The 14,956-nt window shown below is 68.6% G+C and carries 8 protein-coding genes; 5 read left to right on the forward strand and 3 right to left on the reverse strand.

The genetic code is table 11. The annotated features are described in order from the left end of the window. Positions 1 to 42 precede the first annotated feature (42 nt). Both ACTWNK_RS24370 and ACTWNK_RS24375 read left to right on the forward strand, forming a co-directional pair. Positions 43 to 6,369 (forward strand): RHS repeat domain-containing protein, encoded by a 6,327-nt coding sequence (locus ACTWNK_RS24370; RefSeq protein ID WP_474306804.1) that lies wholly within the window; start codon positions 43 to 45, stop codon positions 6,367 to 6,369. A gap of 10 nt (positions 6,370 to 6,379) precedes the next feature. Continuing rightward, complete coding sequence (locus ACTWNK_RS24375) at positions 6,380 to 6,976, forward strand: hypothetical protein (protein ID WP_474306805.1); 597 nt, start codon at positions 6,380 to 6,382, stop codon at positions 6,974 to 6,976. 1,421 nt (positions 6,977 to 8,397) lie between these two features. Here ACTWNK_RS24375 and ACTWNK_RS24380 read toward each other — a convergent pair. Together ACTWNK_RS24380 and ACTWNK_RS24385 are read right to left on the reverse strand one after the other, a co-directional pair. Further along, positions 8,398 to 10,782 carry an ATP-binding protein gene (locus ACTWNK_RS24380; protein WP_474306806.1) on the reverse strand — a complete coding sequence of 795 codons (2,385 nt, stop codon included), beginning with the start codon at positions 10,780 to 10,782 and terminating at the stop codon, positions 8,398 to 8,400. A 106-nt stretch (positions 10,783 to 10,888) separates the two neighbouring features. Next, complete coding sequence (locus tag ACTWNK_RS24385; protein ID WP_474306808.1) at positions 10,889 to 11,551, reverse strand: TetR/AcrR family transcriptional regulator; 663 nt, start codon at positions 11,549 to 11,551, stop codon at positions 10,889 to 10,891. A gap of 161 nt (positions 11,552 to 11,712) precedes the next feature. On the opposite strand from ACTWNK_RS24385, the gene ACTWNK_RS24390 reads away from it, so the two are divergent. Further along, positions 11,713 to 13,167: an MFS transporter gene (locus tag ACTWNK_RS24390; RefSeq protein WP_474306810.1), complete on the forward strand. Its 1,455-nt coding sequence runs from the start codon at positions 11,713 to 11,715 to the stop codon at positions 13,165 to 13,167. A gap of 24 nt (positions 13,168 to 13,191) precedes the next feature. Here ACTWNK_RS24390 and ACTWNK_RS24395 read toward each other — a convergent pair whose 3' ends face one another. Then, positions 13,192 to 13,935: a hypothetical protein gene (locus tag ACTWNK_RS24395; RefSeq protein WP_474306811.1), complete on the reverse strand. Its 744-nt coding sequence runs from the start codon at positions 13,933 to 13,935 to the stop codon at positions 13,192 to 13,194. 188 nt (positions 13,936 to 14,123) lie between these two features. Between ACTWNK_RS24395 and ACTWNK_RS24400 the strand changes: the two genes are divergently transcribed. Both ACTWNK_RS24400 and ACTWNK_RS24405 read left to right on the forward strand, forming a co-directional pair. Further along, entirely contained in the window at positions 14,124 to 14,378 is a 255-nt protein-coding gene (locus ACTWNK_RS24400) for a hypothetical protein (RefSeq protein ID WP_474306812.1), read from the forward strand. 143 nt (positions 14,379 to 14,521) lie between these two features. Beyond that, entirely contained in the window at positions 14,522 to 14,944 is a 423-nt protein-coding gene (locus ACTWNK_RS24405) for an STAS domain-containing protein (protein WP_474306813.1), read from the forward strand. The last annotated feature ends 12 nt before the right edge of the window (positions 14,945 to 14,956 follow it).

Below are 14,956 nucleotides of genomic sequence, written 5' to 3' on the forward strand. Positions count from 1 at the left end.
CCGTTTCTCCATCCCCCACCACATCCTTCTGAAGGAGCCTTCGTGAAACTGGGCAGACCCATGCCCCGGCGCCGCCGAACGCCCCGGCTGCTGGCACGCCACCTCGCGGCGATCACCACACTCAGCCTGGCCGCCTCGCTGGTGCACGCGCCCGCCGCCGTCGCGGCGCCCGTCGGCGTCCGGCCCAAGACCAGCAGCAACGACAAGGTCGCCACCGGCGCCGCCGTCAAGGCCAAGGAACGCAAGCCCGACCCGGCCGCCGCCGTACGGCAGGCCCCCCGTCACAGCTGGCCGACTCCGGCCGTCGCCGAGGTCGCCGCAGCCCCCGCCCCCGTCGCCGCCCATAGCGGCGGCGCGGCCGACAAGCCGGTCAAGGCAGGTGAGCTCCCCGTCTATCTGGGCGGCAACACCTCCCCGCTGGCGGTGCGGACGTTCGCCCGCGAAGCGGCCGTCAAGGCCGGGGTCGACGGCCTGCTGCTCAGCCTCACGCCCACCGGCGCCGCCACCGGCAAGACGGCCGTCACGGTCGACTACACCGGCTTCGAGCAGGCGTTCGGCGGCTCCTACGGCTCCCGGCTGCGGCTGGTGCAGTTGCCCGCGTGTTCGCTGACCACACCCCAGCAGGCGCAGTGCCGTACCTCCACGCCGTTGGAGTCGAGCAACGACCCGCAGGCCAAGACGGTCACTGCGCAGGCCACGCTGGCCGGTGCGGCGCCGGTCGTGCTGGCCGCCGCGGCCGAGGCGTCGGGGTCGCAGGGCGACTTCAAGGCCACCTCGCTGGCCGCCTCCGCCACCTGGAGCGCGGGCGGCAACTCCGGCGACTTCACCTGGGCCTACCCGATGCGCGTCCCGCCCGTACCCGGCGACCTGACGCCCGAGGTCGGCATCGACTACTCCTCCGCGAGCGTCGACGGCCGCACGGCCAACACCAACAACCAGCCCTCCTGGGTCGGCGAGGGGTTCGAGCTGGCGCCCGGCATGATCGAGCGCCGCTACAAGCCGTGCCAGGACGACGGCGAAGGCGACGACCTGCGCAAGCCGGGTGACCTGTGCTGGGACTACCCCAACGCCACCATCACCTGGAACGGCAAGGGCGGCGAGCTGATCCAGACCGCGCCCGACTCCGACCTGTGGAAGTTCAAGAACGACGACGGCACCCGCATCGAGCACCTGCGCGACGAGGCCACGGGCAACGGCGACGACAACGGCGAGTACTGGAAGCTCACCACGCCCAACGGCACCCAGTACTTCTTCGGCCGCAACCGCCTGCCCGGCTGGAGCACCGGCAAGGCCGAGACCAAGTCCACCTGGACCGTCCCCGTGTACGGCAACGACAGCGGCGAGCCCTGCATCAAGGCCGCGCACGCCGACTCCTGGTGCCAGCAGGCCTACCGGTGGAACCTCGACTACGTCGTCGACCCCGCAGGCAATGCGATGACCTACTTCTACAACACCGAGGGCAACCACTACGGCCGCAACCTGGAGAAGACCGACGACACCCCCTACATCAGGGGCGGCTGGCTCGACCACATCGAGTACGGCCACCGCTCGAACACGCTGTACTCGGCCAAGCCGCTGGCCAGGGTCGACTTCACCGTGGCCGAGCGCTGCATCCCCGAGTCCGGCTTCACCTGTGACCCCGACAAGATCGGCGACAATCCGGAGAAGTGGCCCGACGTCCCGTGGGACCAGCAGTGCAAGAACGCCGACGGTGAGTGCGAGAACGTCCTGGCCCCCTCGTTCTGGTCGCGCAAGCGCCTGACGAAGGTCACCACCAGCGTGCTCAAGGCCGACAACACCTACCGGCCGGTCGACTCCTGGGCGCTGGATCACCTGTGGGGTCAGGCCGACGCCGACCGTGCGCTGCTGCTGAAGTCCGTCCAGCACACCGGTCTCGGCGCGACGACGCCGATCACGCTGCCGCCGGTGACGTTCAACCACATCCAGCTCGCCAACCGCGTCGACGTGCTCGGCGACAACAATCCGCCGTTCATCAAGTACCGCATCGGTGCGATCTACGACGAGTCCGGCGCCACGATCAACGTCTCCTACTCCGGCGAGGACTGCTCGCCGACCGATCTGCCCGCCGCGCACGACAACACCCGCCGCTGCTTCCCCGTGTTCTGGGAGACCGCGGGCAATCCCGATCCCGTACGCGACTGGTTCCACAAGTACGTCGCCACCAAGGTCACCGTCTCCGACCGCACCGCCCTGGCACCCGACATGGTCACCGAGTACACCTACGACGGTCCGGCCGCCTGGCACTACGACGACGATGACGGCCTGGTCAAGAACAAGTACAAGACCTGGTCGCAGTGGCGCGGCTACGCCTCGGTCACCACGAGGACCGGCGGCATGAACGCCATGAAGTCCGAAAGCACCTCGCTGTACCTGCGCGGCATGCACGGCGACCGCACCACGAAGAACGGCGACGAGACCAGAACGGTCGTCGTCCCCGACGGCGAAGGCGGCTCGCACACCGACGCCGACGGCCTGGAGGGCTTCGCCCTGAAGACCACCACCCGCGACAAGGTCGGCGGCACCGTGGTCGCCAAGACGGTCAACACGCCGTGGCTGCACCACACCGCCACCCGTACCCGCCCTTGGGGCACGGTCAAGGCCGCCCTGAGCAACACCGCCTCCACCCGCACCTGGAGCGAACTGGCCGCAGGCGGCTGGCGCGAGACGCGCACCGACCACACCTACGACACGACGTACGGCAATCGCACCCAGACCGCCGACAAGGGCGACCTGGCGACCACCGCCGACGACCGGTGCATCCGCACCACCTACGCCGCGCCGAACACCACCGACTGGCTGGTCAACTACGTCAGCCGGACCGAAACCGTCGCGGTCGACTGCGGCGCCGCTGTGGACCGTTCCAAGCAGGTGGTGTCCGACGAGCGCGTCTTCTTCGACGGCGGCGCCCTCGGCGCGGCCCCGGTCAAGGGCCAGACCACCAGGACCGAGAAGCTCGCCTCCCACAACGGCACCGCCGCCACCTACGCGCTGGTCGCCACCACGGCCTACGACGCCTACGGCCGCGTGCTGTCGGTCACCGACGTGGCCGGCCGTACCAGCACCACGGCCTACACCCCGGCCACCGGGCTGCCCGTCTCGGTGACCACCACCTCCCCGCCCGCCAAGGCGGCGGACGCCACCACGAAGATGACCACCGTCGCCGAACTCGACGCCGCGTGGGGTGTGCCGACCGTCACGACCGACGCCTCGGGCAGGCGCACCGACGTCGCCTACGACGCACTCGGGCGGCTGACGCACGTGTGGCAGGCCAACAGGCCGCGCTCGTCCGGGCAGAGCGCCAACACCGAGTACAGCTACACCATCACCGCGGGCGAGATCGTCTCGGTGGGCACCAGGACACTGCGCGCCGACGCGACGTACACGCCGTGGTCCTACCAGCTCTACGACGGACTGCTCCGGCCTCGGCAGGTGCAGGCGCCCGGCTCGGGCGGCGGCAGGCTGATCTCCGACACCCTCTACAACGAGCGCGGCCTCACCGCCACGACCTACGCCACCTACCACACCACCGGCGCGCCCAGCGGGACGCTGTTCAAGGTCGACACCGGGGTCGAGGCGCAGGTCGCCTACGACTACGACGGTCTCGGCCGGGTCGTCGCCGAACGACAGCTCAAGGGCAACGGCCTGGGCGAGGAGCTCTGGCGGACCACCACCACCTACCGGGGTGAGCAGGTCGACGTCGACCCGCCCGCCGGAGGCACGCCCACCACGACCATCAGCGACGCACGCGGGCAGACGGTCGAAGCACGCCAGTACAAGGGCGACGGCCCCACCGGCGCGTTCGAGGCCATCCGCTACTCCTTCACCCCCGCCGGGCAACTGGCCAAGGTCGTCGACAGCTCCGGCAACACCTGGAGCTACACCTACGACCAGCGCGGCCGCAAGGTGAGCACCGGCGACCCCGACAAGGGGCAGACCACCACGGTCTACGACGATCTCGACCGCGTCACCAGCGTCACCGACGCGCGGGGCAAGAGCGTGCACACCCTCTACGACGGCCTCGACCGCGCCGTCGAGACCAGGGAGGGCTCGGCCACCGGCACGCTGCTGACCCAGACGGTCTACGACACGCTGCGCAAGAGCCTGCCGACCAGTTCGACCCGTTATGTCGGCGCGCAGGCCTACACCAACACCACCAGCAGCTTCGACGCGCTGAACCGGCCGCTGCGCAGCACCGTGACCATTCCCTCGGGCGAAGGCACGCTGGCGGGCACCTACCAGTTCGACACCGCGTACAACCTGGACGGCACCACCCAGTCCAACAGCTACCCGAACGCCGGGGCGCTCGCCGCCGAGGTCGTCACCTACGGCTACGACGAGTTCGCCCGCCCGACCACCATGGGCTCCAACCTCGGCACGTACGTGACCCGCACCGACTACTCCCTCACCGGAGATGTCCTGCAGCACGAGGTCGGCACCACCGCGACCAAGCGCTCCTGGTTCACCTACACCTACGAGTACGCCACCAAGCGCCTGGCCAACTCCCGCGTCGACCGCGAGAACCAGACCGGCGTCGACCGCTCGGCCACCTACACCTACAACCCGGCCGGCGACATCACCGCCATCAGCGACGCCTCGCGCACCGGCACCGACACCCAGTGCTTCACCCGCGACCACCTGCGTCGCATCACCGACGCCTGGACCGAAGGCGACACCGCCTGCGAGAGCGCGCCCACCGCCAACGTCGTCGGCGGCCCCGCGCCCTACTGGCACACCTACGCCTACGACGCGACCGGCAACCGTACCAAGGAGACCTGGCACCAGGTCCCCGGCGGCACGGCCGACACCACCCGCACCTACACCTACCCCCAGCCTGGCCAGGGCCAGCACCGCCTCTCCCAGGTCGACCAGGCCGGAGGCGCCGGCGCACGCGTCGACACCTTCGCCTACGACGAGGCCGGCAACACCACCACCCGCAAGATCGGCACAACCACCCAGACCCTCACCTGGGACGCCGAAGGCCACCTGGCCTCGACCACCGACGGCACCAAGACCGTCTCCTACCTCTACGACGCCGCCGGCAACCGCCTCATCCGCCGCGACGGCACCACCCACACCCTCTACCTGCCCGGCGGCCTCGAACTACGCAAAACCACATCCAGCGTCGCCGCCACCCGCTACTACTCCTTCGCCGGTTCCACCATCGCCGTCCGCACCACCAGCGCGGTCGTCTTCCAAGCCCCCGACCACCAAGGCACCAACCAACTCTCCATCAACGCCACCACCCAGGTCGTCGCCGCCCGCCGCACCCTGCCCTTCGGCAACCTGCGCGGCAGCACCGGCGTCTGGACAGGCGACAAGGGCTTCGTCGGCGGCACCAACGACTCCACCGGCCTCACCCACCTCGGCGCCCGCGAGTACGACCCACTGATCGGCCGCTTCATCAGCGTCGACCCGATCATGGACCTGTCCGACCCCCAGCAGATCCACGGCTACACCTACTCCAACAACAACCCCATCACCTACTCCGACCCAACCGGTCTATTCCTCGGCCCGTGCCTCAACGACTGCAACAACGACCGTTACACACCGCCTAAGAAGAAGCCGCCCACGACAACCCCACCGCGCGGTGGCGGTGGCGGCGGAGGTGGCGGCGGCGGCGATCAGGGCAGCGGCGGCCGACAGCAGTACGACGACAGGGAAGATCAGAACTACGGTGGCAGAAGCGCCGCTCCACCCCCGCCTCAGGTAGACGGCAGCGTATGGGACTGGGTTGCAGGGTTTGTCCACGGCTTCTCGTCCTATACGGCGTCTGCCATCAGTCCATGTGACGATGGCGGCACCAGCTGTCTGACAGAGGCTGGTGCGTCCTTTGGAATCGACATGCAGTCGAAGGCGTACCAGGCGTCGTATGGCATCTGGTCCGACACGCCTATCGGCACAGCGGCGGCAATCGTCTTCCCCGGCGGAGGCGGAAAACTCAACGCTGCTAAATTGGCCGGTAAGTCACTAAATCGAGCAGAAGAGATCCATCAAGCGCACGAGGGTGTCGCCCGCAGGAAGCGGACGACTGCAGTAGTCCGCGCCCGAACACCACAGGGCGAAGTAGACGTTGTGGCAAGCAGTTCGGGCGTCTCCCTCACCCCAGCACAGAGGGCACTGCTCAAACCAGGAGAAATCCCGGTGCCAGGGAAAGATAATATCCGTCACGCTGAGCAGGCCGCTCTACTATTCATCAACAAAAACGGCTGGGAACCCATATCGGGCACTGCAAGCAGAAATGTCTGCACTAGCATCTGTGGACCACTCATCACAGGCACAGGCGGAAGGCTCACCGGCCCTTGGTATCCTGGAGTGAAAGGTTATGGACAGCGGGCATTCGAATGGTGACAACTAGCAAATGACGATCACAGCAGAGCACCTGGCAGCTCTAAACGAGGCCGAACAGAAGATCTTCGCCGCCGTATGCGTCGAGCGGACTGGAACGACTTTCGCGGCCGTACATCCGCGCGGCCGCGAAGCGGACTACAGAGTCTACACCTTGGCCCAGGATCTGCTCTGGGACACTAATGCCAGCCCCGAACTGGTGAAGAAGCGAGCGGCAGAACTACTGGCCTCCCTGGAGGAATTTCCCGAAATCACCGAAGAAGATGATGAGCACACGCATCTCGAAGTCCTGGCTGGCCTTTCTGTGGAAGCCCTCTACTACGCACTCAGTTGGTGCACCGGGGGCGATCTCAAGCAACTTAGCGCCTGCACAGCATCGGTCACAGAGTCGTACAGCTTTCTCGAAATCCTCACTACGAGCAGCACCAACTTCGAGGAGGAGGAAAACAATCGGCAGCAATTCGATCTGGACCGATTGCTGGCCAGAGGTGAACCACTCGCCGCACTGGCGGCGACCCTCTACGAAGCGGCCGCAATAGAAGCGGGTGCACGTACCCTACTAGTCCATTCCATCAAACAAGATAGGGCAAGGCGTGGACTGGAGATCTAAGTGCCGCATTAGACAGCCACCTTTTCGGCTGGCAGCACCTTCTCGTTCAGGTGTGCGTCAGACATGTTCAGACACATGCTCTGGCGAGTTTCTTTCGCCGACTATCAGCTCGCAGGATTGACCTCCGAGGAGAATGCGTACAGAAATCGGCACCAGTGGTGATCATGGAAGAGTGATCGCGAGGTTCTGATGGATCGCACCAGCTGACGCGTGGTGTCAGTGGGTGCGCCTAGGTGGGGCGAGGACGACAGTAACCTCGAAGACGGCCTCGCCCCACCCCGCCGCACCTGGCCTCCTACGGCCAGAGCAGCGAATGCACTCGGTCCCGGCCCTCTCCTTCAGTTCGCGCCCCGGCAGGCTTCAGTCAGGCAGCTCCTGACCGCCCCACAGAGGTGTCAGTGCCTGCGTGACGCGTCGCTGTCACTCACCTGACGCCGATGACCGGGCTGGATGTCCTTCACCGACGCGAAGCAGCGTCGTCTTGCCCGCGCCGTGCTCAGGTGCGACAACCGGGGCGTGCCCGATCGCGAGGAGCCCGTCCAGGTGCTGCCGTTCCCTGACTCGCATGTTGTCGAGCTCGACAAGTGTGCCCTTGAGCGGGCCGCCGACAGCGGAAGCGTCATACAGCTGAGGGATACCGGCGCCTCCGCCACCGGATTGCGTCGCAGCCGGTCCAGGCACTTGCGCATCGAGCACACCGGCCCGCCGAGTTTCGCCTCGCTGGAGCGATGGTGCTTGACGAAGCCCTGCTTCGGGTCGCGGCCAGTTGCCTGCCTGAGGCCTCCAGCAGTTCCTGCGCGTGGGTCACCTCCCCGCCCAGTCCGCGTACCGCTGCTCGACTGAGCGCCGGGCGGCGGGCTTTGGCGACGTAGCGGCCGGAACCGTCGCCGTACCGGTGTACTCCTCCCAGTCGCCCTCGGGGATGGTGGTGACGTTGTACTCCAGAAAGCCGCGGTAGTGGGTGACCGCGAGACAGTACCGCGATGTGCGCGCAGGCATTCCTTCAGCCAGCGCCAGGCGCGATTGCTCGTCGCCGGACAATGAACCCGGCAGGCGCTCCCTGGGACAGCACACGATCCTTCCTGAACGGAAATCAGGAATTACGGACACGCGCGTGCCCAACACGTCGATTGGGAGATAAGACCAGAACTCGCACTCGGATTAAGAAGGATATTGGCCATCCAGTCAATATCCCACCATGACGCCCACCGATGTCCGCCCAACTGGCCTCCATCTTAAACATTCCACCCGCTACAAGCCCCCCAACTCCCCCACCCGCTCGTATGCCTCCCCCACCGTCACCCCAGCCCCCTGCCGAAAAGCGGCCTCATACGCCCCCCGACCCAACAGCCCAACCACCACCCCAACGAACTCCCACAGTTCGACACCACCGCAGTCGAACGCCCCTCGAATGACCTCGCTCAACCCCAGCGCGACAGGGCCTCGGACGGAAGCCCCTCCAGGTACAGCAACCTGGCCACGAGTTGCGCCACCGCGGAAGCGGCGTCCATGTCCCCGTGAGACACCCGAACAACCTGAGGCAACAGCCCGCGAGCCCCGACGACATCCCCCGCCGTGAGAAGAACAGCCAAACGGCCGACCAGCAGACGGCCCGCGACGAGGTCACCCAACACGGGCAGGGCCTCCAGCCGGTCGAGGGCGTCGGCGGCTCGGTCGAGGGCTCCGGAGCGGCGGTAGAGGTCGGCCTGGGCGGCGAGTACCTCGATCTCCAAGGCCGGGTGGAAGGCCGACAGCCGTGCCGTGGCGATGCCGGCCTCGGCGCGGGGCAGGTCGCCTGCGCGCATGTGTGCGGTGGCGAGGCCGAGGCGGATCGACACCTCGTCCTGTGAGCCGAGTGCGACGGCGAGCGCCAGGCTACGCTCGTAGGCGGTGACGGCCTGGGCGTGGGCACCGGCGACGGAGTGGAGCTGGGCCAGGCCGTACAGGGCCTTCGATGTCCACCATCCGTCGCCCTCCTGCTCGAACAGGTGCAGTGCGGTCGTCATCGCGGTCGCGCAGTGTGCGGGGTGGCCGTGTTCGCGGTGGCGGATGGCTTCGATCATGGAGGTGCAGGCGACGGCCCAGCGGTCGGAGTCACCGCGTACCCGGGTGATGACCTCGTCGGCCAGTGCGCCCAGTCCGAGGAACGGCGCCAGGACCACCACGGCCGTGAGCGGCATCGATTGGCGCCGCGGGGCGCCCGTGCGTTCGCAGTCGACGATGAGGACGCGCAGGAGTTCGGGGCCGATGCGCGTGCCGCCTTCGACGCCCACCCGGTGGATCGCGGTGAAGGCGGCCCTGGCCGGCGCCGGTAGCGCGGCGATCCTGGCCAGGAACGTGTCGGCGCGGGCGTCGTAGCGGAGCATGACCCGATACCAGTACAGAGGAGCGAACAGCCGGGCGGCGCTGTCGGCGTCTCCGATGCCGATGGCGGTGTCCAGGGCGTGGACGAGGTTCTCGTACTCGGCCTGGAACAGCCGCAGCGACTCGCCCTGACCGTGCGAGCGCGGCAGTGGCTCGTGCGCCTCGGCCAGGTCGGCGAAGTAGCGCGTGAGTTCACGCGTTGCCCCGGACTCCCCGAGCGCGAGCTGGTCGGCCGCGTGGGCGCGGATGCTCTCCAGCATCCGGTACGTCTCGCCGGTGCGCTCCACGATGGACTTGTCGACCAGGCTGTTGAGAAGATGGAGGATCTCGCCCTCGTCGAGGGTCGCGTCCGCGCAGATCGCCTCGATCGCCGCCAGAGCGGTACGCGCGGGGAACACCGAAAGGCGCGCGGCGAGTGTGCGCTCCGGCGGGGTGAGCAGGTCCCAGCTCCATTCGATGACCGCGCGCCGGGTCTGCTGCCGGGGCTGCGCGCCGCGGTTCCCGGTGCTGAGCAGCCGGAAGCGGTCGTCCAGCCGCCGGGCGATCTGCCCCGCGCTCATCGTGCGCAGTCGCGCCGCGGCCAGCTCAAGCGCCAGCGGCAGCCCGTCGAGCCGACACACGATGTCCACGACGAAGGGCGTGCTCGTCTCGTCCAGGGCGAAACCGGGCTGTACGGCTGCCGCCCGGTCGACGAACAACCGCACGGCGGCCGACGCACCGGCCTGGCCGGGAGCGGGGAGGTCGAGCGGGCCCAGGCGGTGCAGCCTCTCCCCCATGACCTCGATCGGTCCCCCGCTGGTGGCCAGGACGCTCACATCCGGCTGGCGCTCCAGCAACCGGCCGACGAAGTGTGCGACCGGTTCGGCGATCTGCTCGCAGTTGTCCAGCACCAGGATGCCTTCGCCACCGGCGAGAAGGGCGATCACCCGCTCCAGCGGCGTACCGGCCGGGGCGGACTCGGAGGTGGCGAGCGTGCCCAGCACGGCCTGCAGCAGGCCTTCGGCCGTGTTCACCGCCGCCAGCGACACGAACCAGACGCGGCCACGCGCATGGGCGGGGTGCCCGCTCACCGCCTGGACGGCCAGCCGGGTCTTGCCCACGCCTCCGGGGCCGACGACGGTGACCAGCCGGGAGGCCCGCAGGGACGCGGCCAGCGCCCGCAGTTCGTCGTCCCTGCCGACGAAGCTGGTCAGCTGGGCCGCGAGCCGCCCGTATGCCGCCTGCCGTACCTGCTCGGGCGGGGGGACGGCGGGCTCGCCACGGAGTAGGGCCAGGTGGGTGGCGCGCAGGTGGTCGCCGGGGGTCGACGCCCAGGTCGCCGGCGAGGCTCGCGCGGACCTTCTCGTAGGCGGTCGGCGCGTCGGAGGTACGGCCTGCGGCGGCCGTACGCTGCGGGGGCCGGGCGGTAGCTTCTGGGGCTCGCAGGTCTTCGTTGTCGGCACGCCGGACGGGCGGCGTACCGTCGCCGTGCACACCAACACCGCGTGGGTGTCGATGTTCAGGGTCGTCGAGGCGCTGTTCGGGGTCGGCCTGACGAAGATGCGACGCCTACTCGACCTGGGACACCCGGCCCGCCTGCAGGCGCAGGCCGGCCAGGGTCAGGTCGAGTGCGGCGAGGAACTGCTCCCTGTCGTCGTGTCCGGCGAACTCCTCCGCGATCTCCCGTACGAACGGGAACTCCTGCGCGTCGAGCGCACGCCAGGTGTCGGCGAAGTGCTGAAGGAACTCGTCGCGGTCGACATGCCCGTCGAGCACCTCCTGGGGCGGGTCGGCCCCCAGGTCGGCGGCGGTGCCGACCACGACGCCCACGATCGCCGAGACGGCGTGGAAGCGCTGGCGTGAGGTGAGGTCGAGGCGGAGCGTCTGACGGCCGAGCTTCTCGTACAGGCGTAGCGAGTTGCCTTGGACGTCGGTGTTGCGCATGAAGTACGCCGCCAGCCACGGCCGGTCGACGATCGCGTCGAACAGCGTGACGGCCATCTCGCGCAGGTCGGCGATCGGGTCGTCGCCGATCGGCTGCCGTTCGACTGCGGTCATCACCTGGCCGAGCACGTGGTCGGTGGCGCGGTCGAGGAGTTCGTCCTTGCTCGCGACGTACCAGTAGATGCTGCCGACGCCGGTGCGGAGCCTGGCGGCCAGGGCGCGGAACGTCAGCGCCTGCTCGCCCGCCTCGTCCAGCAGGGCCACGGTGGCGGTGAGGACGGCCTCCATGGAGTGCGAAGCACGGCGCCGTCCTCGGGCAGGAGCGTCGGCGGAGCGTGTTCGCGGGTGTGCCATGGTGCCCATTCAATCACAGCTTGCCAGATTATCGAACCTCGTTCTATCGTATGGAACGTCGTTCGATAGTCGGCGACATCCGAGAGGAGGCCACCATGACCGCCACTACCACTCCCGCCGCGACACGCACCTATCCGTCCTTGCGCGCGGCCTGGATTCCCCTCGCCGCGCTCTGCCTGGCCTTCTTCGTGGAGATGGTCGACAACACCCTGCTGTCGATCGCCCTGCCCACGATCGGCCGTGATCTCGGCAGCGGCACCACCTCCCTGCAATGGATCACCGGCGCGTACTCCCTCACGTTCGGCGGGCTGCTGCTCACCGCGGGATCGCTGGCCGACCGCCTCGGGCGGCGACGCGTGCTGCTGATCGGCCTGGCCGTGTTCGGGCTGCTCAGTCTGGGCGTCGTCGCCGTGAGCAGCACCGGGGAGCTCATCGCTCTGCGGGCCGGGCTCGGCATCGCCGCGGCCGCGATGGCGCCCATCACCAACTCCCTGGTCTTCCGCCTGTTCGATGACCAGGCCCTGCGCATACGGGCGATGACCCTGATGATCGTCGTGGGCATGTCCGGGTTCGTACTCGGCCCGCTGCTCGGCGGCACCGCCCTGGCGCACGTCGGGTGGGAGTGGCTCCTGCTGGTCAACGCACCCATCGCGCTGGTCGCGGCCATCGGCGTGCGGCTCGGCGTCGCGGCCGACCGGCCCGAGGACCTGACCACCGGCAGGCTCGACCTGCCCGGCGCCCTGCTGAGCGTCGCCGCCATCGGCCTGGCCTGCTGGTCGCTGACCAGCGGCGTCGAGCACGGCTGGCTGTCGGCGATCACGATCGCCTCCGTGCTCGGCGCCGTGGCCTCGGCCGTCGCCTTCGTACGGCACGAGCGGCGCAGCGCCTCGCCCATGCTGGACCTGCGCCTGTTCGCCCGTGGCACCGTACGCGGGGCCGCCATCGCGCAGATCGGCACGTCCATCGCGATGGCCGGTGTGCTGTTCGGACTGATCCTGCACTTCCAGTACGCCTACGGGTGGAGCCCCGTGCAGGCCGGACTGGCGAACCTGCCGATCATCGTCACCATGATCGTCGCGACGCCGGTGTCGGAATGGCTGGCCAGGAGGTTCGGTCATCGCGTCGCGTGCCTGATCGGCGCGGCCTGCCTGGCCTTGTCCCTGGCCGGTCTCGCCTGGGGCGTCGAGTACGGCTACGCCCCCATCGCGGTCGCCATGGTGGTGATGACCGTCGGGCTGCGTACCGTCATGACGATCTGCGCCGTGGCCCTCGTCGAGGCGATGCCGGCCAACCGCACGTCGATCGGCACCGCGCTCAACGACACCGCACAGGAGGTCGGCAGCAGCATCGGCACGGCCGTGATCGGCACGATGATCGCCGTACTGGTGACCACCCAGCTGCCCGACGGCGTGTGGAGCGGTGAGCTGGTGGCGTCGTTCTTCCACGGCGAGCGCATCACCTACGCCGTACTGGCCGTGATCGTCGGCCTGATCGCAGCGGGCGGCGCCCTCACCCTCACCGACTCCCACACCACCGAGGAGGCACACTGAGGCGCTCCGCCGGATGTCTGAGGCTCACTGGTAGATCGCGCCCTGGTCCAGGCAGTTCACATAGATCTGGGTGTTGAACGCCTGGCCGACCTCCTCGGGCAGAAGGGGAGCGACCCCGTCACCCGGATGGACGTTCACACCGGTCAGGTGCCCCAGCTCATGCAGGAGGGCGACCAGCCGCATGTCCGCCACCGAGAGCTGGACCGTCGGCAGGTCGAAGTACAGCGAAGGGTCGATGTACCCGCGATTCTGGAAGGCCCGGTCGAACGTGATGCGGAAGAAGCCAGGAAGGATGTCGATCCTGCCGTCGACTCCGAGGCCGGGCGCGTACCCAAGGTCCGCGGTCCCGTCGTCGACGATCGTGATGGGCACCGTGTTGAGCACCCTGACCGGGTTGAGCGTCCCCGGCGAGCGGCTGTCGTTCAGGCTGAGCAGGTCGAAACACCTGGGCTTGTCGAGCGCCTTGTTCGCGGCCAGCCTGGCGTCCTGCAGGCTTCGCACCGCTTGCGGTGAGGGCGCGCCCGGGTCTCCGCCGCCGCCAGCGCCAGGCTCGTTCCCGTTGCAGGGCTCGACCTGGCACGTCCTCGGCGGGCGGGGGAAGCGCGGATTGTCCGGCTCGGGCTCGCCGTCGCCCGGCTCGGTCTGCGAATCGGCGCCACCGGCCAGCGGCCCGACCGGCGAGGCGAAGGCCGCTCCGGCTCCCGTCGGCAGCACCGCCGCGAGCATCATCGCCAGGATGGCCAGCGGTACGGACAGTCGTCTGTGCATGAGTACCCCATGTGGGTGTGACGTGGGAGGCGCTGCGCCGGCGTCGCGCTTTGACATCCCTTATTCGCGCAAAGGCGGCGTTTGGCGCTTGTGACGTTCGTCATAGCGGGGCTGGCGCCATCCGTCGAACTCATGCCGGTTTATGGCGATAAAAGGTGATTGCATGCCTGGCGAGTTACGCTCCCGGTATGCGATGGATTGGGAGCATTCTGGTCGTGCTCGTCCTCACGCTCGCCGGATGTGCTCACGACGACGAGATCTATGTCACCACCGTCACCGACAGCCACGGGCGGGCCTGCACCTTCGTCTACACCGCCCAAGAAGGCACGGGCTGGAACAGCAGTCGTGACGCCGATGTCAGCCAGCTCGACTGCGAGTACCCGCCGACCGGCCGTACGCCGGGCGCCCCCACCACAGTTCACCTGGAGCCGGGCACGCCGTAGCGACGACGCCGGACCGCCACGCCTGGAGTTCCAGCACTTCCCGGACTTCACTCACCGCGACCGAACGATCACAAGTATGTAGGATGGTGTCGCCACTCCCCGGGCAGGACACCACACGGCCTCCAAGGATGAAAGGTCGTCTTGTGAACACCATCTTCACACTGGGCTCAGGCAGTGCCGACCTGCGCATCACGGTGCGCCAGCCGACGGCGGCCACGGTGGTCGGCCTGTCCGGCGAGCTGGACCTGGCCACCGCCTCCCATCTGCTCCACGTCCTGGACCAGGTGCTGGAGCAGGAGTTCTTCCAGCACGACGACGGGCGGCTGCGGCAACCCCGTATCGTGCTCGACCTGTCCCGGCTGAGGTTCTGCGACTCCTTCGGTGTGGCCACGCTGATCCAGGCCTGGCGGCGGGCGCTCGGGCACGGGGTCGTCCTGGTGCTGGCCGGGGCCACCGGCATCTGCGCCCGCGTTCTGCAGATCACCGGGCTGGAGGGCATGCTGCCCTGCCATCCGACCCTGGAGGACGCCTACGCCGCCCTGGCCGACCCTCCGGCCGGCCCATAGGGACAGCTTGCC

The sequence above is a fragment of the Nonomuraea sp. IBHARD001 genome, assembly GCF_056106265.1.